Here is a 22,884-nt window from a genome sequence, read left to right on the forward strand (position 1 = left end):
CTGACTAGACAGATCTACACCCACCGGGCAAACAGTCCAAAGGACCGTGAGTGCAGAGCGGGCATACACTCATCAACCATGCCTAAACGCCCACTTAGTGGGGATTTAGGCATGATTGGTTTGCCTATGCCCTAGCTTGCGGTCGCAGGCTTTTAGGCTTTTTGTCCTATAGACACAGAATTGCGCATCCATCATCGATGATGGCAGCACCCGTTTATCTGCCAAATGACACCCGAATTCCGTTTGGTCTAGAAATGAGATAGACGCTCCGGGCCGATCGGGGGACACTACCGATCACCTGTTTCGGGTAGAAGCTCCGCCATGAGCGAGCGGAAGCCGTATCCCAGTGACATATCCGACGCCCGCTGGGCCTTAATCGAACCCACCTTGACCGCCTGGCGGCAGGCCAGACTCGACCGCCGGCCCACCGGTCAACCAGCCTCAGTCGAACTACGGGGCGTCTTCAACGCGATCCTGTATGTCAACCGCACGGGAATCGCCTGGAAATATCTGCCACATGACTTCCCGTCGTACAACACCGTCTACGCCTGCTACGCAGCCTGGCGCGATGAGGGAATGTTCGCACAGCTCAACTACGAGCTGACCGGCCTGGCCCGCGTCAAGGAAGGCCGCACGGCCGAACCGACCGCCTGCGTCATGGACACCCAGAGCGTGAAGACCTCCACCAACGTGCCCCTCACCAGCCAAGGAACCGACGCCGCAAAGAAGATCGTCGGCCGCAAGCGCGGCATCGTCACCGACACACTCGGCCTCATCCTCGCCGTGACCGTCGCCGCCGCAGGCCTGTCCGACAACATCATCGGCAAAGCGCTACTCGATCAAACCAAAAGCGCCTACCCGACAATATCCAAAACCTGGGTCGACACCGGCTTCAAGAACGCCGTAATCGAACACGGCGCCACATCAGGCATCGACGTCGAAGTCGTCTCCAAAAAGCCGAAACCCGTGGCTTCCATGTCGTCAAACGCCGATGGGTCGTCGAACGCAGCCTGGGCTGGCTTATGCTGTATCGCCGTTTAACCCGCGATTATGAAACCCTACCCGCCAGCTCCCAAGCCATGATCCATGCCGCGTCAATCAATAACCTGACCAGGCGCATAACGGACGAAATCACCCCAACCTGGCGAGGTGCTTACTAGAACATAAGCCGCAATCTACTAAAACCAAACGCGCTCTCAGAGCAACCGGAAACCTGACCAGCCCCGGGGCCATTCCAAGCGCTCAAACACTCGCGATCATCGAGCTATCCCGGTGCCGGAACAAGAGCTGACCCGGAGCCGGATTCAAGCGCTGATAGTCACCCGTTCGATGTGTACACAGGTTGAATTCGTAGAGTCATAGAGTCGTGACGGTTCGCCGTTGCTGGTGTACGACCGATGTATGCGGTACGGGCAACGAGGCGGGTACACGCCCGCAGAGCAGGAACGACGGGAGCGGCTGCGGTTACAGGCGGCCGGATGGTTCGAGGACGGGCATGGCACCAGGCAGATCGCTCGTGAGCTGCGGGTTCACGAGCGGACGGTGGCCAGATGGCGCATGTCCTGGCGGGAGGGCGGCATCGAGGCGCTGCGCTCCAAGGGGCCGGTCTCACGCGAGAAGCTGACGCCGGCGCAGTGGGCACGGCTGGAGACCGAGCTGAAGCGGGGCCCGCTGGCGCACGGGTTCGGCGATGACCAGCGCTGGGCCCTGGGCCGGGTCAAGACGCTGATCGGCAAGCTGGTCCATATCGGCTACACCATCGAGGGCGTCGGCAAGCTGCTGCGACGGCACGGCTGGTCGGTGCAGGTCCCGGCGCGGCACGCGATGGAACGCGAAGAGCAGGCCATCGCCACCTGGGAGCAGGAGGTGTGGCCGGCCGTAAAGCCACCGCGGCGGACCTGGGCGCCTACATCTGCTTCGAGGATGAAGCGGGTCAAGGGCTGAGGCCGCCGAAAGGACGAACGTGGGCACCGCGCGGCGCCCGCCCGGTGGTAACAGTGCGCGGCAAGGGCAGCGGCCGGGTCAACATCGCCGGCGTGGTCTGCTACCGGCCCGGGCACCGCCCGCACCTGATGTACAAGCTGCTCATCTACCACGGGCGTAAGGACGAGCCCAAGAGCTTCACCTGGAGCGACTACCGCGACCTGATCGTCGCCGTCCACCAGCAGCTCGGCACGCCGCTCGTGTGGTGCTGGGACAACTTGAGCGTGCACCTGGCCGCCGAACTGGCCCGCTTCACCGAGGCCAACGCCGACTGGTTACGCATCTACCGGCTCCCGGCCTACGCCCCCGAGCTGAACCCGGCGGAAGGCATGGTCGCTGATGCGGCGCACCATGGCCAACTTCGTGCTCACCGACCTGACCGCACTCGTCCGGATCGTCAAACGCAAGCTCAAGAAGATCCAGTACCGGCCCAGCTGATCAATGGCTGCCTGGCACAGACCGGACTCATCATCGAGGAGACCACCGTGACCACATGACCGGCTCTACGAATTCAACCTGTGTAGCAGGGCGATTGCCCGCTGCGCCGCCCGCGAGTGACTGTGGCCAGGGGCGGCCGCCGCGGTGGGGACTGCCGATGAGCGCGGGTCGGTGAGCATTTCGGCGATGCGGTAAGACGCGGCCAGCGGCGAGGTCATGAGTGGCTCCTGACTGGCTCTGGTCCGTAATCGGTGGTGGCGCTGGCTGATCCCTGCCAGGCTGTGCCGTGCTGAAGATCGACGATCTTTCGGATGTTGTGTTCGCGGGACTGTCTGCCCTGGTCATCGAGGGTGTAGAGGACGAGGGCAACTACATCCGGGTGATGGCCCGTACGCGCGATGAACCGATGCCGTGCCCGGCGTGTGGGATGCCGACCGGTCGAGTGCACAGCTACGACGGTCGGACGGTCAGGGATGTGCTGGTCGACGGGCGGCCGGTGATGGTGTCGCTACAGGTTCGGCGGCTGGTCTGCCCAGCGCGGGGATGTCCTCGGCAGACGTTCCGTGAGCAGGTTCCCGGGCTGCTTGAGCGCTACCAGCGTCGGACGAACAGGCTGACCGGCCAGCTAGGCGCGGTGGTGCAGGAGCAGGCCGGCCGGGCTGGACCGGCGGCATGCCGCCACCCTCACGGAACCACCGCGGTCCCAGCGGCATCGACACGCCGCACGCGACGGCGGTCGCCTCGCTCTGCAGCTCCTCGGCGATCAACCGCCAGAAACGCTGCCGCTCCTCCCGCCGATTGACCGGCGGCCGTCCCGGTGATTGAGGCGGCAGACGACCAGCCTGGAGCGCCGCGCGTGCTCTTCCCTGCGCCACAACACCCCTCCTCGGGGATCAAGGTGTTGCGACGACCAGTTGAATCCGCCCTGCGCCCCATGATCGCTGTGAAACAGTGAGCCGGCCAGGCCGCCCCGGGCTGCCGCGGCCATCATCAGTGCGTCGGCGACCAGGTCGGTGCGCATGTGATCGGCGATCGACCAGCCCACCACCCGGTGGCTGAAACAGTCCAGCACGGTGGCCAGGTAGAGGAAGGTCCCGTCGCTGAGCGGCAGGTAAGTGATGTCGCCCATGTACTTGCGGCCCGGCTCGGCAGCGGTGAAGTCGCGGGAGAACAGGTCCAGCACCGGGGTGGCGGCCGCTCGGGGATGGTGGTGCGCACGCGCCAGCGCAGGCGGGTGCCGGCGATGGCGAAGGCCCGCATCACCCGCGCAACGCGTTTGGTGTTGATCACCATGCCCTGGCCGCGGAGTTCAGCGGTGACGCGCGGAGAGCCGTAAGTGCCGCCGAACTCGGCGTGTACCGCGCGGATCTGCGCCGCCAGGGCCATATCGGCGGCCTGGCGCGCAGCTCGGCGGCCGGCGGCCGCGCGCCACTTGTAGTAACTGGCCCGATTGAGACCGATCACCTGGCACAACCGCTTCGCTCCGAAGGTGTCCCGGTGGTCGTCAACGAACTGGAAGCGGTTCAGGATCCGTCAACTAACTACTGCCCGGTTTGATGTTGGTTTCGTAGGCGGTGATCTCGTTCTGGAGTGCCTCGATCGAGCGGGGTGGGTGGGTCCGGCGGCGGGGCTGGGCGAGGATTGCGGCGAGGTCGGGGGCCGCGAAGCCCAGCAGAGGCCTGGTCCGGTGGGCATGGGAGCTGAGGGTGTTGCGGTCTCGGCCGAGTAGCCGGGCTGCCAGGGTGAGCGTGACGGTGTTGCGGTGGTTCAGGGCAGCGGCCAGGACGCGATGTCGATGGTCGAGAAATCCGAAGCCGGGTTGTATCCGCGCCGGTTGATACCCTTGCGCTTCTCGCGTTCGGCTTCGGCCAGGGTCCTCCGCCAGGGCTCGAGTTCTGTCACGAGCCGGTCGAACTGGTCGCGGATTATGCCGGTCAGGGCAGGGTGGGTGAGCAGGTAGGTGGCCTCGGTCGGGATCGGGGGCGCCTTCGCTTGTTCGGGTTCGGCCAGTGGTGCTGTGCTGGGGTCATAGGAGGCGATGGTGTAGTTCCATTCGCCGTGGAAGTCGTCGCGCTGGACGCGATGCAGGAGCACCTGGCGCTGCTCTTTGGTGAGCGTGCGCCCGGTGGGGTAGTTGTTGTCGTCCAGGACGGCGCTGACGGTCAGCCCGGTGCTGGTGCGGGTGGCCGAGATGCTCTGCAGCAGCACCTCGTAGCTTGTCAGGGGCCGTCCGCACAGGCTGTGGGTGATGCGGGAGAACAAGCGATGCTCGACCTTGTTCCACTTTGATGTCCCCGGCGGAAAGTGCAGCACGGTGACGGCCAGCCCGCTTTCGTCGGCGAAGGCGGCCAAGTCGTTCTTGAACAGGTGGGAGTCGGCGGAGTTCGCTCCTCCGGAATCGGCGGTGATCAGTAGTCGGGTCGCGTCGGGGTAGTGGCCTTGGCCTTGCTGGTTCCACCAGCGGCGGATGGACTCCCCCGCGAACGCCGCGGTGTTGCGGTCGGTGCCCACGTTCACCCATCCGACGTCTTGGCCCAGGTCATAGACGCCATACGGGATCGCGACCGGGGTATCAGCGAAGGTGAAGTCGTGATCGGGGGCCGTGATCGGCTTCCCCTGGGGCCGGTAGGTGCGGCCGGCTCGGGCGAAGTCACCGATCGGTTCCTTCTTCTTGGCGTCCACGCTCACCACCGGCGAACCGTCGGCGAGGAACTGTTCGACCGTGGTGTTGATGTGCTGGAACTGGGCGTCGCGGTCGGGGACCTGGCTGCCGGCGCGCCGCTTGGCCATCCCTGGAGACTGAACCCCGTCGCGCGCAGCAGATCGCCCACCACCGGAGCGCTCGCAGGAGCCAGGAGTCCATGAACGCCCTGCCGTTGTCCAGATAGACCGCCTTCGGGACACCACGGCAGGCCCGCGCGGGGCGCAGCGCCGTGGCCAGGCGGACCACGTCCTCGGCGAAGCCGAACCGGGCGGCCATCACCGCGCTGGAGTGGTCATCGAGGAACCAGAACAAGATGGCCCGGCGCCGCTCCGGGCCGATCCGTGGCGATGGCATCGCCACGGCGGGTTGGCGCCGGACGCGCATACGACGCATGAGACGTCTCGGTCCACCTTTGAGCAGCCCTCCTGGATCCGACCGCCTGACGCTGTATATCACTGGAGACTCGACGGCGACAGCGGCCGAAGATCGTGCAATCTGACGATCAGCTGGGTTGCCGGCGCATCTGGCCGCTGATCGCCGTTACCCCCGACTCCTTCAGCATCACCGCAAAGACAGGCGCCCCGGCAAAGGGGCTCCGCCCGAAGTCATCTCTCGATGCCGGATGGACCGGGCGTATTCCCGACGTATTCCACGCTGCTGCCGACGCGTGCAACGATCACTCCGGTGAACCCCGGGACGCCGGGATCGCTCATGTCAGAAGCCTCCTGGAGGCCGTATTCCATCCTTTGGCCCCAGGCGCTTCGGCGGGCTGATCTTCGTGCGAGAGAAGGAAGAACGATGAACCCGCTCAAAACGGTCACCGTCGGCGTCGGTGTCGCGGTGGCGAGCGTCCTTCTCGCGCAGCCGGCCTTGGCGGCGAGTTTTCAACGGGATGTCGGAGACGGGATCGTCCGCTACGCCGACCCTGCCAACGAGTTGTGCGTCCGGGCCGATGACACCACAGGGACAGCGGGGTGGAGGTGACCCTGACTCGCCCGTGTCTGATCGGCAAGCTCATCGTCATAAGAGACAACAACATCCGGCACCCCGGCGCCACCTGCGCGGTGCTCCCCGCCTTCGGCAAGGTCACCTACCGGGCCGTCCACGAGAGCTACTGGAATCGCCTTGCGCGGGACGTTCACCTTCCAGACCTGACGCTCACGCAGGGCCCCCGCACCATGCATTGCCGCTTTTTGTCGTAATCCGCCACGAGGCGATACCTCGCACATCTCCCACCGCCGGCCACGCGGAAGCGCTGAAGTGCACGTTCCACGGCCAACCGAAACATCTTTACTGGAGGACTGTTGAAGACACGCATGCTGGGAGCCGCGCTGGGAATCGCAGTATGGGGCGGGCTGCTGGTGGCAAGCCCGGCGCAGGCGTGAGTCGAGGAGGCCTCCGCCTACGTTGGCCTCCCCATGGCAACAATGGTGGCGGGTCCGTCCGGGGGACCGTCGACTTCGTCAAGCCGAAGAAGGTCGTCGTTCGGGGCTTCACGGTGCGCGACATCTGTCCCGGCCTGGACGCCTACCTCTGCACCCGCGAACCCTGAGGCCGAGCCACGTCCACCACGGAACCGGCGTGGCCACGAAAGGAAGCCAGGCCCGAGTGCCGGGGCATTTCGGCCAGATCTAGAGCGCTTTATCCGCCGCACGCTGCGAGAAACCCCCGCAAGCGCTGCACCATTTTCCGAACCACGCTGCGCATATGGGAGACGAGGCTAGAGTGGCCGAGTTCTCCAGGAAAGGATCACCATGCTCGGCATTGTCCGGCGTTCTGCCCTTGCAGGCGCGCTCGCGATGAGCCTCGCCGTGGCCACCGTCGGCTTCGCACCTCCCTCGGCCGCGGCGACACCGCCGTACGGACTCCTCAAGCTGGTCTTCAGGTGTGCCCACGTGGGGAGCGTGTCGGTCAAGGTCGTGGGTCCGGGCGTCGCGGCCAGCGCGCGCGACGACAACGGCACGCACTACTTCCGGGGCCGGCCCGGCGCTTACCGGGTGAAGCGCCTCGCGAACGGACGCATCGCACCGAGATCCAGGCTCATCCAGATTCCGAAGTTCTCGACCCGCACCGTCAATGTCTGCTCCCTCAAGTGGCCCGGGCGCCCGTGACCCTGGGCCGCCATTCTTGACCTCGCTCTCGCAAGGACCGTCTGCTCGGGCTGCCCCGCGCACCGGACCCGTCGATGCCAGCCGCGACGGGGTCGTGGGCGGGCGCGAGGTACAGCGACGGCACAGCGGCACCATGCGGTCACTTCGGGGGCGTCAACGGCAGGCCGGGATCGAGCGGCGTCGGCCGGAGGCCGTGGCCGCCTGAAGGCGGGCGGCCGGCTTTGCCGGCTGCCACGGCGGCGCCCGCGCGTCGTGCAGGCCGGTGGTCAGCAGCACCGCCGGGTACGGCACGCCTCCCTGAACCGCAAGTAGGCGTCGATGATCAGCAGGGCATGCAGGCGCGCCTCCGTGGTGACGCTGCCGAACTCCGGCACGTTGATCGGTCCGCTCTCGCCGAACTCGTTCCGCGTGCCGTTCACCGTCGGCACCTGGATCGCCATGGCCGCCCACAGATCGGGCCGGCGCACCAGCGCGCCGCCGGTGGGGCGCCTGCTTACCGCTGAGGTCCGCGCCGATCTGGAGCGGATGCTGGTGGTGGCTGCGGGGCTGGGGATGACCCGGCTGGAGTGGCTGGTCAGCCCGGCCCGGGAACGCCTCGGCGACCTCGGTGAAGACCGCGATCGACAAACTGACCTGGTTGCGCGCGATCGACGCCCACCAGATGGATGTGTCGGTACCACCGAACGAGTCGACGCCATCAAGGGTCATCTTCGGCACGTCCCACGAGGCGCGGTAGACGACCTTGCCGTGGGCCGGGATATTTTGTGGTGCGGGCTGCACGGGGAGTTGGTTCCAGGGGCCCGGAGCCGTGGGGATGGGCAGCCACGCCACGCGGATCTTGACGTTGTTCGCCGGCCAATCGCCTCGGTTGTGCACGGTGATGTCAATGGTGTGATTTCGGCCTGCGGCTAGGACGTTCCTGCCTGCGGGGCCGGTCATGTTGATGTCCGGACTCTTCCAATCGCCGGCGCCGGGAGGCGGTTCGATGCGGAGTTGCGGTCGCTGCGCGGGGTCGTACTGAACTGTGACTTGAGTCGTGTTGTCAACCGGGGTTTTGTCGAGGACCAGTCTGAAGTTGTGCCCACGAGGGGACATGACCGGACCCTTCCCCTTCCAGATAATCCGAGAAGGCGCGAGCGCATTCGTCCCAGAAGAAATCTCTTTGCAGCCTCAGCGGTGACCACCTCGCTATGCCGGCTGTCACCGGCAATTGATCAGCTGTGTTGCTACTACGCCTCGAACGCGCCTCTGGACGGCGGGGCCGGGCCTCATGGCGCCGCCGCCGGTGACCACACGACCTATCGCGTCTTCGCGGACGTCGGGCTGTCCGCTGCGAGTTGGGTTAGCACGTCGCGAGGCACATGTACGCCGTGATTGCGCAGGTTGCGGATGAATCGGGCGGCGAGTGGATCCGGTTCTGCGGACGTCACCGCCACCAACTGTCTGACCCATCGTGGTGAGAACGATCGCACTGCGCCAGGAAAACCATCGCTGACCGCACTCACGGGGCACACGGCGATTCCCAGGCCGGCGGCGGCGAGCTGCGGTGCCGCGGTGGTCACCGCTGTCCTCATGACGGGCTCCGGGCGGACCCCGGCGCGGGCGAACGAGCGATCGAGCCAGGCGCTGAGGCCGTTCTCCGGTGCGAAGTGAACCAGTGGCGCACCTTCGAGATCCTCCAAGGGCACAGCCGGCCGTGCGGCCAGGGGATGGCCGGTGGGTGCCGTCAGCACGATCTCTTCCTCGGCGACCGCGGTGGACGTGAAGCGGCCGGGCACGGGAGCGGGCATCAGGGCCAGGTCGGCCTCGCCGGAGTCGACGAGGCCGTGGAGCTCGTCCGGCGACGTGGATTCACGCAGGGTGATCGCCACCTCCGGGTGGCGGCGATGCCACTCGCGAATGACCGGGGCGAGCACGGACACCAGGCTCTGCGCACAAGCCAGCCGCAGCGACCCTCCGGTCGCTTCACCGGCGGCACGAGCCGACCTCACCGCAGAGGCAGCCGCTTCGATCGCCCGTCTGGCATCCGCTACGGCGGCCCGCCCGGCGGGAGTGAGCCGGACCCCCCGGGGCTCGCGGCGAAGCAGGGTCGTTCCTGTCTCGCGCTCCAGCGTCGCGAGCTGATGAGAGACGGCGGGCTGCGACGAATGCAGCAGCCGCGCGGCCTGGGTGATCGACCCGGAGTCCGCTACCGCGACAAGGCACTCCAGCGCCCGAAGAGAAGCCATCCAAGAATTCTATGGCATGTCCTCGAAGTATGAATATTTCCGAGGGAATCCCTTCAGGGTCATCGATTGCTCCACCTCACGACACCTTCTCGTCCAAGGCGAGCGAGGGAACCGCACTAGGAGGAGGAGAGTTTCATGGCGCAGGCGTTCGTCACGGGGGGTTCTGGGTTCATCGGCCGGGTGCTGGTACGCCGGCTCCTCGACGAGGGGCACTCGGTCCGTGCTCTGGTCAGAAGTGAGGCGTCGGCTGCGAAGGTGGCGGCGCTGGGCGCGGAGCCCGTCCGGGGCGAGTTGACCGACCCGGCCACGTGGCGGGACGAGGTGACAGGCAGTGACGTGGTGTTTCACCTCGCTGCCGAGACGGACGTCGCGGCCGACCGTGAGCGTCATGAGCTTGTGACGGTTCGCGGCACCCAGGCCGCCGTCGATGCGTCCCGCTTCGCGCGGGTTCCTCGGTTCGTCCACTGCGGGAGCGAAGCCGCGCTCCTCGCCGGCGACCCGCTGGTGGACATCGACGAGACCGCGCCGCTGCGGCCGGACTCGGAAGCCGCCTACTGTGCGGTGAAGGCCGTTGCCGAGAAGATCGTGCTCGACGCGGACGCCCCGGATTTCGCCACGGTGTCGATCCGTCCGAGGTTCGTCTGGGGTCCCGGCAGCATCCTCATCGAAGGCCTGGTCGCGGCGGCGAAGGCGGGGCAGTTCGCCTGGATCGACGGAGGCCGGCACACGACCGACGTCACGTTCGTCGACAACGCCGTCGAGGGGCTCATGCTCGGATGGCAGCGGGGCCGGCCAGGCCAGGCCTACTTCATCACGGACCGGCGCCGCGTCACCCTGCGCGAATTCATGGAGACCTTGTTCGCGGTCTATGGCGTCGATGCGCCGATCCCCGACCTCGATGCGGAGACGGCGGATCGCGAGGTTCCGGTTCCCGTTCGCTGGTTCCTCGGGCAGCCGTGCATCCTGCGGACGGACAAGGCCGCAGCCGAGCTCGGATACGAGCCCATTGTTTCGCATGCCGCCGGTCTCGACGCTGTCAGGGATTCGGTGGCACTCAGCGGTGTGTGAAGGCTTCACATCCATTCAAGCAGAAGGAGACTGAAATGAAGATTGTCACAATCGGAAGAGGAACGATCGGCGGCGGGCTGGCCGGCCTGTGGCGGGCCGCAGGACACGACGTCGAAGAACTCGGCCGTGATGGCGGGGATGCGTCGGACGCTGACGTCGTCCTAGTGGCTGTGCCCGGCGACCAGATCTCGCCCGCCTTGAGCAAGCTCACGGGGCTTGAGGGGAAGATCGCGATCGACGCGACGAACATCCTGCCCGCGCGCCACGGAGACTTTCCTTCGTACGCCGAGGAGGTGAAATCCTTCACGGGCGGGCCGGTGGCCAAGAGTTTCAACATGAACTTCGGATCGTTGTTCGGCGCAGTGCGCGAGCAGCGAGTACGGCCGAGCAATTGGTACGTCGCCGACGAGGCCGCCCGCGAGATCACCGAGCGCCTCATCCGCGACGCCGGCTACGACCCGGTACGCGTCGGGGACCTCTCCCGTGCCCGCGACTTCGAGAACGCGGTCTGGCTGCTCATGGGTGTGGCCCCGACAGGAGGTGTGTTCTATCGATTCGCGGTGCCCGGCGAGCTCTGATGAGCGCTCGCCCGTTCCCTTCACCATCTGGAGGTTGATGTGTTCGAAGCAGTAAATTGGCCGGAGGCCATGGTCCCCAGCCGCTCCCCGATCCACTTCACCAACGAGCTCGAGGTCGCGGCGTCTCCCGAAACGGTGTGGTCCCTGCTGGTGGATCCTCAGGCCTGGCCCCGCTTCTATCCTGGCGTCGAGCATGTCCGGCTGCTCGACGGCCATGACACGCTGCGCCTCGGCACGCGGTTCGAGACCAATCTGGCCGGCCAGGACGTCTTCGCGTCCGTGCGGGAGTTCGAGCCTGTGACGCGCATCGCCTGGGGCGGCCATCCCAAGGCCGCGGAAGCATCGAAGGCTTATCACGCTTGGATCATCACACCCACGCCGAAGGGGTGCCATCTCTGGACCGAAGAGACGATGCAGGGGCCGTTCTGGATCGAATTGGCCAAGAAGGCTCCCGACGTCTTCTGGCGCACGCACGAGCAACTTCTCGCAGCGCTAGCCAGGCTCGCGACCGAGCGCGGCGGCTCTCCCGCATGACATATTCGCTGAAGAACAAGGACGTTCTGATCGTGGGTGGCGGCTCGGACATCGCTGCCGCGCTGGCCGCCGATCTCCTCCAGGAGGGTGCGCGAGTCACGCTCGCGGGCCGGGACGCCGGGAGGACGGCCGCCGCGGCGAAGGCCATCGGTGACACCGTCCGGGCCATCGCCCTCGACCTCTCGGACGAGGAGTCGATCCGGGCGGCCGCGGACCAGGCCGGGACCGCCGGCGGGCTCGACCATCTCGTCAGCGTCGCTACGGAACGGGCCTCCGGACCGGTCGCCTCCCTTGAACGTCGCGCGCTGCTCGCGGCCTTCGACGCCAAGGCCGTCGGTCCGATCCTGCTGGCCAAGCACTTCGCCCCGCTGATCGCCGAGGGAGGTTCGCTGCTGTTCTTCTCCGGTCTGGGGGCCTGGCGACCGGCACCGGGAGGCGTCGCGATGGCGGCCACCAACGGCAGCGTCACCACGCTCGTCTCCGCCCTCGCCGTCGAGCTGGCGCCCACCCGCGTCAACGCCATCTCCCCTGGCGTGATCACCACCGACGCCTGGGACACCGCGGTACCCGACAAACAACGACTGTTCCAGCACGTCGCGGCCACCACACCGGCCCGCCGCGTCGGACGGCCCTCCGACGTCTCCAGCGCAGCCCGCGCGCTGCTGACCAACCCCTTCATCACCGGCGAGACCCTCCATGTCGACGGCGGCGGGCGCTGGGCCTGACTTCCGGCACACGCGACACTTCCGGCATACACGACGAACAAGGAGAAGTGGCTTATGTACGACAAAGTGAATTGGCCCAAGCAGTACGACCCGAAAACGTCGGCCATCTACGCGCTCAACGACATTGACGTGAAGGCGCCCCCTGAAGTGGTGTGGAAGCTGCTCGTCGACGCCGAGAACTGGTCGAGCTACTTTCCCCCCGAAGACCAGGTCAAGATCCGGAGCGGTGAGCCTGAACTGGCGCTGGGAACCAGGTACAGCCGGGTGACGGTTGGATTCCCGATGAGTCTCAACGTGACGGAGTGCGAGCCCTTCAGCAGGCTCGCGTGGGAGACGGTGGTCGACGGCGACGGCACCGGTTCGAGCGCGTACCACGGCTGGGTGATCACGCCCACGCATGACGGGTGTCACGTGCTGACCGAGGAAACGCAGCAGGGCCCCTTCTTCCTGGAGGAGCTCGGGCGCAAGCAGCCCGGTGCGCTCTACCGCTATCACCAGGACTGGGTCGAACGCCTCGCCCGCGCCGCAGAGGCGGAGGTCGCGAATCCTGGGTTCTACCGCAGCTCCTTTCACCGTTGAGCGCCAGGTTCGGCAGCTCTGTGCCGTTGAGGGCCTCGGTCCAGCCTTAGGTCCTGGCCCCTTCGACGAGCCGGCCGGGGACGGAAGGCGTGTCGGAGCGTTGCCGCGTTGTGTCCCGGAGCCGTCGGATCTCGGTGCGCAGGTCGGGCTGGGTGCAGAGCCGGGAACGGGAGATCTGGCCGTGGCGGGCCCGGCGACACCTCCCGATCGGTCTCGGCCATGGCGGCGAAGAACGCGAACAGCATCCGTCCGGGCCCGGCCGGGTCGTAGGTCCCGGCGAGCAGAACCGGGTCCTTGAGCCGGAGTGGGTGTACCGCTGGACCACTCGCGCGGTCGTATCTCTGGGAACCCGCGCGAGTCCGTGAAGTCGGCGACGTGAGGAGGCCGGTGCCGCCCCTCATGATCGATTGTAGGGTGAGGCATTCGCTCCCTCTTGCCTTCGACCCTCCGGAAGCGTCGCACGTTACGTCGTCACCGCTCAGCCCTGCCCGCACTCCTCCTCACGGCCCTGTACGGCGCCGCGCCGGCGGTCAGTGCTGTTCTCGGACGCGGACAGCACCGTCCTGGCTCTCGGTGCGGTCTCGAGCGTCCTGGTCATGATCTGGCTGGCCCGCTCCGCCCACGACCTGGCCGCCCCGCGCCGCCGACCGGCCGGCCGGGCCGCGCCCGAACTGCTCGGCGCGGGTGAGAGCGAGTGATCAGGACGTTTCCACATTTGCTGATATGTCCGGTGACGCCGGAGATCGGTCCGTAAGATCCCGCGCCAACGACACGACCGGACATCTGGAGATCTGTTGCACGCCTGGTATGGAGCGCTCGCCCTGACCCTCGGCGCCGTCATCACCCTGCACGGCACACCGGCGCCGGCCGGCGCGAAGAAGACCGCCACCGCCTCGGCCGGGTGCGGCGCGTTCGTCGTCGGCCAGCCGGAGGTGGCCGTGTCGGACGCCACCCGCGACCGGCTCGGCCTCAACGGCTGGCCCGACGGCCCGTTCGGCGTCACCGCCCTCGGCGGGGGCACGTACTACTTCCACATCGCGGCGGCCTTCGGCGGCGGCGTCACCTCGCGCCCGCAGCGCAACGTGACCGTCAAGGGCACGCTGGCCAACCCGGTACGGGACGGCGTCGCCTTCTCCACCCAGCTCCAGGGCGTGCCCGACGGCTACATCTGGGCCGGCGGCGGCGCGGTCTACCGGGACCCCGGCACCGGGATCGTCCTGCAGACCCTCCACCTGGAGCGGCGCGTCGCCGGCGACCAGTTCTACGCCGAGCTCCACCTCGGCCGGCTGAACCCCGCCACCGGCGTGACCACCTACCTCGGCAAGGTGGTGCAGCCCGACATCCCCATCGACCGGACCACCTGGAACGCCGACCTGGGCATCCCCCAGCTCACCGTGGTCGAGGGCGGCGACGGCGTCCGGTACCTGCACCTCTACTTCGCCGACCACCGCCTCGTCGACGGCAAGCAGGTGCCGGCCAGCCTGTCGGTGGCCCGCGCTCCCCTCATGGACGTGGTCGGGGCCGCGCAGAAGGGCACGGTCGTGCCCTGGCACAAGTACAGCGGCGGCGGAAAATGGGACGAGCCGGCGTGGGGCGGATCGTCCGCCGACATCAACCCCGGCCGGCCCATGGCCTGGGGCCCGCAGGTGGTCCGCAGCGAGGCCATGGACGCCTACGTCATGGCCGCCGGCGTCTCCGAGCGCGAGATCGTCCTGTCCACCTCGGGTGACGGCCTCGCCGGATGGTCGGCCGGCTTCCCGGTGGCGCGCGATCCGGGGTACTTCAACGCGTACGTGACGCCCGTCGGCAACGGCTCCGACCCCGCCGACCTGGGCACGGACTTCTCCCTCTACTACCTGCAGTGGCCCAGCCTCAAGCCGAACTGGGACAACGCCCGCGTCATGCGCCGCAAGGTGACCTGCGCGGACGGCCGCACGCCCGTGCGCAAGTCGTTCGTCCGGTACGTCAAGGACCACCACCACCTGGTCACCACCGGCACGCCGCCCGCCGGCTACACCCGCGAGGGGAGCTGGGCCCTGTGGTCGGCGCCGAGCTCCGGCACCCGCGCGTTGTACAACTGCAAGGGGGGCGGTGACGACTACTTCATCTCCGTCGATCCCGGCTGCGAGGGCAAGCAGACGACGATCGTGCAGACGGAGGGCTGGATCCACCAAGCGCGTCCGTCGAGCGCGTACGTCCCGCTCTACCGCTGCCAGATCCCCGGCTTCGGCGACCACTTCGTGTCGACCGCCGCCGACTGCGAAGGGCAGGGCGTCGTCAACGAGGGCCTGCTCGGCTACGCCCCGCCGGCCGCGTGAGCGCGGCCCAGCGGGCGGATGCCGTGCACCAGGTCGCGGAGGGGGTGCAGGACGTCGGTCGCCGTCGTGCGCGCCTCGGCGAGCAGTTTCTCGACCGCGTCGGGATCGTCCCGCAGCTGCCGCTGGGCCAGGCTGAGGCCGACGGCGATGAGCCGGGCCTGCGCGCCGTCGTGCAGGTCCCAATGATGCGTTCCAGCTCGACGGCCTGGGCGTCGAGGGCCTCGGTACGGGTCTCGGCGAGCTCCCGCACGCGTGCCGTGAGCTTCGCCTGGTCGGTGGGGGACAGGAGCGCGCGGGTCCACCGGGCGTGCCACCGCAACGGCCGCGACCACCCCACGACGGCCGGCGCGAGCAGGACGGTGCCGAGGACCGCGTCGAGCGCCATCCAGACCAGGTCCCGCCACATCGCCGGGTCGCGCAGCACCCAGTTGAACCACGACGACACCGCCGCCCACAGCCGGGAGCGGTGGTAGTCGTAGCCGGTCCAGTACCAGCGCTGTGGGGTCGGCTGGAGCTCGGGGCGGGGCAGGTACGGCCGGGCGATTCCCACACCGGCCCACCGTCCCTGCAGCCGGCGGGCCACGTCGGCCAGGCGGCGGCCGGCGAACACGAGCACGAGCAGCGCGGGGGACAGCACCACGCCGTTCAGCCGTAGCAGGACCAGCACCGGCAGGGCCACCAGCAGGGCGACTGGTACCTTGAGCGCGAGCACGTCAGGGACCGGGCCGACGCCTTGAGCGCGAGCCACGCCATCGACCGTCCCGACACCTCCGCCAGCCGTCGCACGCCGTTCATCCTCACCGGTGGGGCCAGCCCCATCCAACTCGGGGTCTGGACGGATGTTCCCCGGCGCCCGGTTTTCCTACCGTCGGAGCATGACCAACGCACCGCTGCGGCTGATGCGGATAGTCTCCGCCCTCAGTGCCGCGCTCGTCGTCGCGACGGCGGTCCTGCAATTCGTGTCGCCGTCCCTCGTCAAGCCGGTCGTCTGGATCCGCGCCATCGGCGTGCTGGCCCTGTCGTTGCTCGCGCTGCGCTGGACCGCGCGGGTACACGAGGGTCACCGTGGCGCCTGCCGGCGGCTGCTCTGGGTGTCGGTGGCGGGCTCTGTCGGCATCGCGGGTGCTCACCCTGCTGCCCGACACGCCCTATCCGATGTGGGTACGGGTGGAGCAGGCGATCCAGGGCGTCGTCCTGATCGCCCTGGCCTGGACCCTCACCCGTCCAGCCGTCCGCACTCACCTGAGGGCCGTCCGATGAACCGCCGCTCCCTGCTCCAGACCGCCGCCGCGGTGACGCAGGGTGGGCCGATCACCGGCGTCGCCGGCGCCGTGCCGCACCTGGTCAGCCGGCTGGTCTACATCTCGGCCTTCTGCTGCACCGCGCTGCCGACCGTCTACGACTACTACGTCACGGCCGAGGGCCGCTCCAGCCTCGTCCTGACGCTGCCCAAGATCGGCGACCCGGCCCAAGGCTTGACGCCCATGCCCGATCATGGTCCATGATCGGGACATGAACGCCTTAATCCGGGCGGCCCTGGTGGGGGCCGTGATCGGGATCGGGGAAGCCGCCCTGGCGCAGGTAGTGGATGACGACATCCTCGTGTTCCTGGCGATGCTGGCCATGCCCTTGCCCGCGGGGATGCTGCTGACTCTCTGGGGCCGGCTGCCCTGGTGGTGGCTGATCTCGATCCTGGGACCGGGTTTCATCGTCATGGGCTTCATCGCGGCTCCGGTCCGGCCCGCCGAGATCGCGGGGATGGGCGGGTGGGGCAGCCTTCTGGTCTTCATGGGGATAGGAGCGGCCGGCTACCTGTTCGCCGGGGCCACGGTGCTGCCGCTGCGCGTGGTGACGCGCATGGCCACCATCGGGACGGTCCTCGTCCTCGGCATCGCCGTCGTCCTGGGAGACAGACCCCTCTCGGCGCTGGTCGCCGCACAGATGATGGCGCGTGAACAAGTGCCCATCATCGCCACCGACCAGCCGGACTACCGTCTCGACTCCGTCAACGAGGAGGAAGGGATCCTCTTCCTCCGCTACGAGCGCCGGCGCGATGGTCTGGAGGTGGCCGTCACCGTCCAGGGACCTCATGGGCTGACGGCCGGCCAGGCTTGCGGCTCCGGGGTGCGGGGCGCGTGCAAGGAAGTGGCCCCGGGAATCTGGGGCGATCATCTGGACCTGGGCTCGACGCTGGTCACCGTGCGGGGGAACACGCTCGTGGAGGTGACGGGCGAGCTGGCGAAGGACGACCTGCTCGCGGTGCTGCGGGACGTGCGCCCGATGAACGCGTGGGAGCTGGCCTGGCTGGCGCTGAAGGACAGCTCCTACGACCTGGGGATGATCGTCGCGGGGTGAGGCATCCGGGGGCGTCCCGCGCGGCGGTGCCGTAGGACGGCAGGACGGCCCGGGCGGCGGGTTCGACGACCGCCGTGCCGAGGTCGTCCCCGGCGAAGGCCCTGTTCGAGTCGAAGGACTCGGCCTGTCGTTGACGAAGCTGTCACCAGGTACCCGCGATCGCGTCATCCCTGCTCAAAGCAGCCTGAAGTGGAAGAGGCCAACTGTGCGATCAATGCGCGGCTCAGTCGCGGCGGCGTCGTAGGACCGCTTGACCCGCACCGATGAGAGGGTGCAAGCGTCCTGCGAGTAACAGCGCGGTCCGACCGGGGACTGAGAGCCCGGTGTCTATACCTTGCTCGCGACCACCATATAGTTCTCGGCCTCAAGATCGAACGTGCTCACTTCCGTCCGGAGTCCGACCCGGTGCAGCTCGACTTCGAGTTCCTCGTACCGGTAGGGCCAGCAGGACAGCAGTTCCGAGCGGACGAGAACCGGCCCAGTCGCATCAACTTGCGCGATCGCAATCTCGATGTGGTGCTCCTCCTCCCAATGCGGCGCAATCTCCCAGCGGTAGACCACGACGGCATCGCGACCGTTCCGGCGGACGAGTCGGTCACTGATGTCCAGCCGGGAACCTCTGGCCCTCACGAGTTCCCAAGTGCGGGATGTGAGCACCAAGCGCCCGCCAGGGCGCAGAAGCCGTGACATCGACTCCAGAGCAGCACCCCTGCCTGTCGCGCCCGCGGCATGGTGAAGCGAGTTGCCAACGCAGAACATTATGTCGAACGTGTCGTCCTCGAAATGGTCGGGCAACTCTTCCCAGTTCGCCCGCATGGCCCGGACGGATGCCCCGAACTCCTCAGCCAACTCTGCAGTCCGACGAACCATCGCTTCGCTGGCGTCAGTTGCGACAACCTGCATGCCACGACCGGCGAGGCCAACCGCCAACTGGCCGGTTCCGCACGAACAGTCGAGGACGTGAGCGTTCGACGGCAGGAGACTGAGGACGTCGTCGAACGACGCAGCGAACTCGGCTGGAGGCAACTTCGCATCCGAGATGAGCCATTCATACACCTCGGCAAGCACGTCATATTCCGTCACAACCACTACCTCCATCACGCGGCAGACTCACGGCGGGGCGTCAGTCCATCATCGGAGCAAGCCGGGCACCAACGGTTTTCGCAAGGACAACCCGTCCGCGCATGCCGCGGATAGCGCGAGCTGATCCGCGTTATTCGCCGTGGCGTCGGTAGGGCGCCCGGGGCTCGAACCCGGAACCTGCAGATTAAAAGCGTCAGTGGTGGAACGCTGTGCGCTCGGCGTTGCTCGCTGGACCGCTGGTCAGTCGGGCGAGTGCGTGCCGGAGGTCGGTGACCAGCAGTGAGATCTCATCGCGGCCGATGCCGTGCCGGATCATGACGCGCTGGATGACGGTGTCCTGCTGGTCGGCCGGCAGGTGGTAGGAGGGGACCTGCCAGCCGCGCATGCGCAGCTGATCGCTGAGGTCGAAGAGGCTGAAGGGGGCGTTCGCCGGGTCCTTGAGCGTGTACGAGACGGCCGGCAGCGCGCCCTTCCCGTCGTACAGAAGCCGGAAGGGACCCATCGCGGCGATCTCCTCGGCCAGGTACTGTGCGGTGGCGGCGCACGCCTCGGCGATCTGGCGGTAGCCCTGCTTGCCCAGGCGCAGGAACAGGTAGTACTGGGCGATGATCTCCCCGCCTGGCCGGGAGAAGTTCAGCGCGAACGTGGGCATGACGCCGCCGAGGTAGTCCACGTAGAAGATCAGGTCCTTGGGCAGCAGCTCCGGCTGCCGCCAGATGATCCAGCCGACGCCCAGCGGTGCCATGCCGTACTTGTGCCCGGAGGAGTTGATGGAGACGACCCGCTCGACGAGGAAGTCCCAGGGCAGCTCCGGGTGGAGGAACGGCGCGATGAAGCCACCGGAGGCGGCGTCCACGTGGATGGGGATGTCCAGGCCCGTGCTCGCCTGGATACGGTCGAGCTCGTCGGCCAGGGCCTTGACCGGCTCGTAGTCGCAGGTGAACGTGACGCCCAGAATGGCGACGACCCCGATCGTGTTCTCGTCGACGTACTGCTCCAGCTGGTGGGGGCGCAGCCCGGTCGCGCCGCGCTCCAGCGGCACCTGGCGGAGTTCGACGTCGAAGTAGCGGGCGAACTTCTCCCAGCAGACCTGGACGGGCCCGCACACCAGGTTCGGCCTGTCGTACGGCCGGCGTTCGGCCTTACGCCGTTCCCGCCACCGCCACTTGAGCGCCAGGCCGCCGAGCATCGCGGCCTCGCTGGATCCCGTCGTCGAACACCCCATCGTGTCGTGCCCGCCAGGGGCGTGCCAGAGCCTGGCGAGGATGGCGACGCAGCGCGACTCGATGGCGGCCGTCTGGGGGTACTCGTCCTTGTCGATCACGTTCTTGTCGAGGCATTCGGCCATGAGCCGCCGTACCTGGTCCTCTGACCAGGTCGTGCAGAACGTCGCGAGGTTCTGGGCCGCGTTGCCGTCCAGCGACAACTCCTGGTGGATGGCCTCGTAGACGACGTCGGGCCGTGCGTGTGCGTCGGGCATCGCGTCCTTGGGCAGGGCTTGAGAGCTCACGGGGCCGACGAACAGATCACTGGAGTCGTCGATGTCCTCGGTGAATTTGACGCGGTGCAGCGCCACCAGTGCCTCCCCTGTCCGTGACCGCTAAGCGAGCGGTGCCCCGATCTTGAGCAGCGAAAAGCTACGCACAGGCAAAAGAGCTGGATCCTTCCGTGCGCAATTCGCCTCTTCGGCGCGCTCCGCTCGCCGAGCTGCGCGGCAACCTCATCCGGCTGTACCACCTCGGGCGTGGCGGATCGTCGTGTTCGTCGGGCGCGTACCGATGAGTTTCTGCTCGGTCGACGGTCATAGCCCGCAACGGTCGGTTCGGACTCGGCAGAGGAGCAGCACATGGTAATCGTCGCGGGGCATATCGTCGTCGACCCGCAGCAGCGCGAGCGCTATCTCGCGGACTGCGTGGGGATCATCGAGCTGGCCCGCCGCGCACCCGGCTGCCTTGACTTCGCCATCACCGCGGACCCGGTGGATGTCCGCCGTATCCACATCTTCGAGCGCTGGGAGTCGCAGGCGGCCGTCGAGGCGTTCCGCGGCAGCGGCCCCAGCGGCCCGCAGCGCGCCGCGATCCTCGCCGCCTCGGTGGCCGAGTACGACGTCGCGGACGTGCGCTCGCTGACCTGAACCGAGTGCGGGCGCCGGCTAGCCGGAGACATCGCGGCCGATGGCCCGCATGTGTTGTCACCGCTGAGAGCAACTTGTTCAAGACCGTCGGCGGGGTGGCTGCGACGGACAAACCTGTTTCCGACCGAGTGGCGGGGCGTCAGAAGTCCCAGGTGTCGTTGCGCAGGAGTACCACCTTTCCGCCGGGGCCCAGGCCGGTGACCGTGACGTCCGGGCCGCCGACCATGAAGTCGACGTGTACGCGGGAGGTGTTCACGCCCGCCGCGTCCAGCCGTACGGGATCGTCCGTGCGCAGGCGGGCGGGTACGCCAGGCGGTAGCCCGGCGCCCCAGGCCAGGTGGCAGGTGGCGTTCTCGTCCAGCAGGGTCTCCAGGTAGGTGACGCCGCTTTCGCCCACCCGCGAGGAACGGTCGACCAGAGCGAGTTCGCCCAGCCGGGCCGCTCCCGCGTCGGTGGCCTGGTGCGCGCGGACGACGTCGGCTCCGGCGCTCGCCCTGACATCGGTCACGACGCCGGCGGCGAAGGTCAGCTCCAGGTCGCGGATGACGGTGCCGTCGAGCGACAGCGGCCGGGTGGAGCGGACCATGCCGTCGACGCGCCGATGATCGGGGGTGGTGAACACCTCCTCGGTCGGCAGGTTGGCCTGGAACGGGCGGCCCTTGACGTCCTCCAGGCGGGCGGCGGTCCAGTGGGCGTCCGGGAGCAGGCCGATGGTCAGGTCGGTGCCGGGGCCCTCGAACCGTACGGCGTCCAGGCGCATCTCGGTGAGCCGTCGAGCGCGATCAAGCAGTTCGGCGATGCGCTGCCGCCACGCCGCGCGCGGATCGGGTTCGTCGAGACGGAGGATGCGGCGCAGGTGCCGCCACAGCCTGGCCTGGTCGGGTTCGCCGAAGACGGCACGGGCCCATTCGGGGGTGGCGTAGGGGACGATCGTCCAGCGGACCAGGTTGCCGAGCTGGAGCCGCTGCCGTGAGGTCAGCGACGGCATGCGGTCCAGGCCGACGCGTACCGGATCCAGTCCGGCCAGGAGGTCGGGGGCGGCGGCGCCGCGGATGTTGACGATGATGCCGCCGTGCCGTTCCAGCTCGTCGTTGCGGGCGTCGAGCCAAGAGGGCACCTCGGCCAAGGTCGCGGTGTCGGCGTGCCGGACGCGGGATCGTTTGGCGTACGGGTCGAAGTACCAGATGTCGGCGTACCGGGCGCCTCTGGCGTAGGCGGCCTCGGCCAGGGCGCGGGCGAGCGGGGCGTGCTCGATCTCGGCGTTGATCAGCACCCGGTCGTCCGGCAGCAGGGGGACGGCCACGTCGAACACGACGTCGGCATAGCCGGACAGGTCAGCGGGGGGAATGGTCAAGGTGGCTCCTTCGCGTTCGTTGTGGCGCATGGGCAGGAACGGCAGCCGCTCCGGCGCCGGACCCGGCCCCAGCGAGGGCAGAGCTTTCAGCCGGGCCGAACCGGTCGACGAGGGCCAGGGCAGCGCTGCGATCATCGTTCGTCACGCAGTTCGAGCAGGAGTGCGGTCATGCTGACCTTGACGCCGTCGTGCGGTGGTCCGGCCTTGTCGTGCAGGAGCGTCACGGCCTGGTCGATCAGGCCGACGATCTCCTCCCAGACGGGCCTGGCCAGCCATACCTCGGCGTCCATGGACGTGCGCGCGCGATCAGTCTCAGCCAGGCGTCTGGCCAGGTCAGTGCTCATCGCCTGGTGGACGAGTTGCCGTCCCTCGGAACGGTCGAGGCGCTCGCCGCTGGACGGGTCGTAGCGGTAGCGCAGTTGCGGGCGACCCCTGCCGGCCCGCGGCCGCTCGTCCGTCTGCAGGAGGAAGCCCGCTTTGGCCAGCTGACGCAGGTGGTAGCTGGCCGATGCGTGCGCGATGCCGAGTTGGTCGGCGACCTCGGTGGCCGACATCGACGCGCCGGTGAGCAGCGACACGATGCGGATGCGCAGCGGGTTGGCCAGGGCGCGCAGGGGGACAAGGTCATCCTGATTTTCCCAAGACACCTTGGGATTATATTCCCGCGAACGAGCGACCTCCGTTAAGGTGCA

20 protein-coding genes and 5 pseudogenes are annotated in these 22,884 nt (G+C 67.9%); 15 read left to right on the top strand and 10 right to left on the bottom strand.

Annotated features, from left to right (window positions below; translation table 11 throughout):
* Positions 1 to 321: 321 nt before the first annotated feature.
* The 4 genes and pseudogenes from B0I32_RS34305 to B0I32_RS34320 all read left to right on the top strand — a co-directional run.
* Positions 322 to 1,160 (top strand): annotated as a pseudogene (locus B0I32_RS34305) (IS5 family transposase).
* Between the two features lie 241 nt (positions 1,161 to 1,401).
* The gene (locus B0I32_RS34310; RefSeq protein WP_106246916.1) at positions 1,402 to 1,944 is read left to right on the top strand and encodes a winged helix-turn-helix domain-containing protein; all 543 of its coding nucleotides are present in this window, start codon (positions 1,402 to 1,404) and stop codon (positions 1,942 to 1,944) included.
* Positions 1,869 to 2,480 carry a transposase gene (locus B0I32_RS34315; RefSeq protein WP_219912143.1) on the top strand — a complete coding sequence of 204 codons (612 nt, stop codon included), beginning with the start codon at positions 1,869 to 1,871 and terminating at the stop codon, positions 2,478 to 2,480. The genes B0I32_RS34310 and B0I32_RS34315 overlap by 76 nt, the downstream gene beginning before the upstream one ends.
* A 227-nt stretch (positions 2,481 to 2,707) precedes the next feature.
* A pseudogene (locus tag B0I32_RS34320) lies at positions 2,708 to 3,163 on the top strand (transposase family protein); the annotation flags it as partial.
* A 183-nt stretch (positions 3,164 to 3,346) separates the two neighbouring features.
* On the opposite strand, the pseudogene B0I32_RS34330 reads toward B0I32_RS34320, so the two are convergent.
* Positions 3,347 to 3,951, bottom strand: a pseudogene (locus tag B0I32_RS34330) (IS3 family transposase); the annotation flags it as partial.
* Between the two features lie 7 nt (positions 3,952 to 3,958).
* Positions 3,959 to 5,270, bottom strand: a pseudogene (locus B0I32_RS34335) (ISAzo13 family transposase); the annotation flags it as partial.
* Positions 5,271 to 6,099: 829 nt separating this feature from the next.
* Here B0I32_RS34335 and B0I32_RS34345 point away from each other — a divergent pair.
* Complete coding sequence (locus B0I32_RS34345; RefSeq protein WP_106246925.1) at positions 6,100 to 6,327, top strand: hypothetical protein; 228 nt, start codon at positions 6,100 to 6,102, stop codon at positions 6,325 to 6,327.
* A 552-nt stretch (positions 6,328 to 6,879) separates the two neighbouring features.
* The gene (locus tag B0I32_RS34350) at positions 6,880 to 7,236 is read left to right on the top strand and encodes a hypothetical protein (protein WP_146178410.1); all 357 of its coding nucleotides are present in this window, start codon (positions 6,880 to 6,882) and stop codon (positions 7,234 to 7,236) included.
* A 153-nt stretch (positions 7,237 to 7,389) separates the two neighbouring features.
* Here B0I32_RS34350 and B0I32_RS58040 read toward each other — a convergent pair whose 3' ends face one another.
* Together B0I32_RS58040 and B0I32_RS34360 are read right to left on the bottom strand one after the other, a co-directional pair.
* Positions 7,390 to 8,331: a hypothetical protein gene (locus B0I32_RS58040; RefSeq protein ID WP_181308084.1), complete on the bottom strand. Its 942-nt coding sequence runs from the start codon at positions 8,329 to 8,331 to the stop codon at positions 7,390 to 7,392.
* 203 nt (positions 8,332 to 8,534) lie between these two features.
* Entirely contained in the window at positions 8,535 to 9,464 is a 930-nt protein-coding gene (locus B0I32_RS34360; protein WP_106246929.1) for a LysR family transcriptional regulator, read from the bottom strand.
* Between the two features lie 135 nt (positions 9,465 to 9,599).
* On the opposite strand from B0I32_RS34360, the gene B0I32_RS34365 reads away from it, so the two are divergent.
* From B0I32_RS34365 to B0I32_RS34395, 6 genes are all read left to right on the top strand, one after another.
* Positions 9,600 to 10,532, top strand: a complete 933-nt coding sequence (locus tag B0I32_RS34365) for an NAD-dependent epimerase/dehydratase family protein (protein WP_106246931.1) — start codon at positions 9,600 to 9,602, stop codon at positions 10,530 to 10,532.
* A complete protein-coding gene (locus B0I32_RS34370) occupies positions 10,529 to 11,110 on the top strand; it encodes an NADPH-dependent F420 reductase (RefSeq protein ID WP_219912145.1) in 582 nt (193 codons plus the stop codon). The genes B0I32_RS34365 and B0I32_RS34370 overlap by 4 nt, the downstream gene beginning before the upstream one ends.
* A gap of 39 nt (positions 11,111 to 11,149) precedes the next feature.
* Positions 11,150 to 11,644: an SRPBCC domain-containing protein gene (locus B0I32_RS34375; protein WP_106246935.1), complete on the top strand. Its 495-nt coding sequence runs from the start codon at positions 11,150 to 11,152 to the stop codon at positions 11,642 to 11,644.
* Positions 11,641 to 12,369 (top strand): SDR family oxidoreductase, encoded by a 729-nt coding sequence (locus tag B0I32_RS34380; RefSeq protein WP_106246937.1) that lies wholly within the window; start codon positions 11,641 to 11,643, stop codon positions 12,367 to 12,369. The genes B0I32_RS34375 and B0I32_RS34380 overlap by 4 nt, the downstream gene beginning before the upstream one ends.
* A gap of 54 nt (positions 12,370 to 12,423) precedes the next feature.
* Complete coding sequence (locus tag B0I32_RS34385) at positions 12,424 to 12,948, top strand: SRPBCC domain-containing protein (RefSeq protein ID WP_106246939.1); 525 nt, start codon at positions 12,424 to 12,426, stop codon at positions 12,946 to 12,948.
* Between the two features lie 794 nt (positions 12,949 to 13,742).
* On the top strand, positions 13,743 to 15,266 hold the full coding sequence (locus B0I32_RS34395; RefSeq protein ID WP_106246941.1) for a hypothetical protein: 1,524 nt from the start codon (positions 13,743 to 13,745) through the stop codon (positions 15,264 to 15,266).
* Here B0I32_RS34395 and B0I32_RS61755 read toward each other — a convergent pair.
* Both B0I32_RS61755 and B0I32_RS61760 read right to left on the bottom strand, forming a co-directional pair.
* Positions 15,245 to 15,703 (bottom strand): histidine kinase, encoded by a 459-nt coding sequence (locus tag B0I32_RS61755; RefSeq protein WP_146178412.1) that lies wholly within the window; start codon positions 15,701 to 15,703, stop codon positions 15,245 to 15,247. The genes B0I32_RS34395 and B0I32_RS61755 overlap by 22 nt on opposite strands.
* Positions 15,595 to 16,014 (bottom strand): annotated as a pseudogene (locus tag B0I32_RS61760) (sensor domain-containing protein); the annotation flags it as partial. The pseudogene B0I32_RS61760 and the gene B0I32_RS61755, both read right to left, overlap by 109 nt.
* Before the next feature lie 127 nt (positions 16,015 to 16,141).
* Here B0I32_RS61760 and B0I32_RS56745 point away from each other — a divergent pair.
* Positions 16,142 to 16,771, top strand: coding sequence for a hypothetical protein (locus B0I32_RS56745; RefSeq protein ID WP_146178413.1), 630 nt, complete (start codon positions 16,142 to 16,144; stop codon positions 16,769 to 16,771).
* A gap of 7 nt (positions 16,772 to 16,778) precedes the next feature.
* Positions 16,779 to 17,621 carry a hypothetical protein gene (locus tag B0I32_RS34410; protein WP_106246944.1) on the top strand — a complete coding sequence of 281 codons (843 nt, stop codon included), beginning with the start codon at positions 16,779 to 16,781 and terminating at the stop codon, positions 17,619 to 17,621.
* Between the two features lie 327 nt (positions 17,622 to 17,948).
* On the opposite strand, the gene B0I32_RS34415 is transcribed toward B0I32_RS34410, so the two are convergent.
* Together B0I32_RS34415 and gad are read right to left on the bottom strand one after the other, a co-directional pair.
* Positions 17,949 to 18,719 carry a class I SAM-dependent methyltransferase gene (locus B0I32_RS34415; RefSeq protein ID WP_245956213.1) on the bottom strand — a complete coding sequence of 257 codons (771 nt, stop codon included), beginning with the start codon at positions 18,717 to 18,719 and terminating at the stop codon, positions 17,949 to 17,951.
* A 178-nt stretch (positions 18,720 to 18,897) separates the two neighbouring features.
* Positions 18,898 to 20,280, bottom strand: coding sequence for a glutamate decarboxylase (gene gad / locus B0I32_RS34420; protein ID WP_106246946.1), 1,383 nt, complete (start codon positions 20,278 to 20,280; stop codon positions 18,898 to 18,900).
* Between the two features lie 270 nt (positions 20,281 to 20,550).
* Here gad and B0I32_RS34425 point away from each other — a divergent pair, with 270 nt between their 5' ends.
* Complete coding sequence (locus B0I32_RS34425; RefSeq protein WP_106246947.1) at positions 20,551 to 20,838, top strand: putative quinol monooxygenase; 288 nt, start codon at positions 20,551 to 20,553, stop codon at positions 20,836 to 20,838.
* A 139-nt stretch (positions 20,839 to 20,977) separates the two neighbouring features.
* Here B0I32_RS34425 and B0I32_RS34430 read toward each other — a convergent pair whose 3' ends face one another.
* Both B0I32_RS34430 and B0I32_RS34435 read right to left on the bottom strand, forming a co-directional pair.
* The gene (locus B0I32_RS34430; protein WP_219912147.1) at positions 20,978 to 22,192 is read right to left on the bottom strand and encodes an aminopeptidase; all 1,215 of its coding nucleotides are present in this window, start codon (positions 22,190 to 22,192) and stop codon (positions 20,978 to 20,980) included.
* Positions 22,193 to 22,323: 131 nt separating this feature from the next.
* Entirely contained in the window at positions 22,324 to 22,839 is a 516-nt protein-coding gene (locus B0I32_RS34435) for an ArsR/SmtB family transcription factor (RefSeq protein ID WP_106246949.1), read from the bottom strand.
* Positions 22,840 to 22,884 lie beyond the last annotated feature (45 nt).

This window comes from Nonomuraea fuscirosea (assembly GCF_003001935.1).
In the GTDB taxonomy this organism is placed as follows: Bacteria; Actinomycetota; Actinomycetes; order Streptosporangiales; family Streptosporangiaceae; genus Nonomuraea; species Nonomuraea fuscirosea.

Bases quoted from the DNA above. Each gene is read 5' to 3' on its own strand.
- B0I32_RS34310 (WP_106246916.1), top strand. From the start codon at position 1,402: ATGCGGTACGGGCAACGAGGCGGGTACACGCCCGCAGAGCAGGAACGA.
- B0I32_RS34350 (WP_146178410.1), top strand. From the start codon at position 6,880: ATGCTCGGCATTGTCCGGCGTTCTGCCCTTGCAGGCGCGCTCGCGATG.
- B0I32_RS58040 (WP_181308084.1), bottom strand. From the start codon at position 8,331: ATGTCCCCTCGTGGGCACAACTTCAGACTGGTCCTCGACAAAACCCCG.
- B0I32_RS34360 (WP_106246929.1), bottom strand. From the start codon at position 9,464: ATGGCTTCTCTTCGGGCGCTGGAGTGCCTTGTCGCGGTAGCGGACTCC.
- B0I32_RS34365 (WP_106246931.1), top strand. From the start codon at position 9,600: ATGGCGCAGGCGTTCGTCACGGGGGGTTCTGGGTTCATCGGCCGGGTG.
- B0I32_RS34380 (WP_106246937.1), top strand. From the start codon at position 11,641: ATGACATATTCGCTGAAGAACAAGGACGTTCTGATCGTGGGTGGCGGC.
- B0I32_RS34385 (WP_106246939.1), top strand. From the start codon at position 12,424: ATGTACGACAAAGTGAATTGGCCCAAGCAGTACGACCCGAAAACGTCG.
- B0I32_RS56745 (WP_146178413.1), top strand. From the start codon at position 16,142: ATGACCAACGCACCGCTGCGGCTGATGCGGATAGTCTCCGCCCTCAGT.
- B0I32_RS34410 (WP_106246944.1), top strand. From the start codon at position 16,779: ATGAACGCCTTAATCCGGGCGGCCCTGGTGGGGGCCGTGATCGGGATC.
- B0I32_RS34415 (WP_245956213.1), bottom strand. From the start codon at position 18,719: ATGGAGGTAGTGGTTGTGACGGAATATGACGTGCTTGCCGAGGTGTAT.
- B0I32_RS34425 (WP_106246947.1), top strand. From the start codon at position 20,551: ATGGTAATCGTCGCGGGGCATATCGTCGTCGACCCGCAGCAGCGCGAG.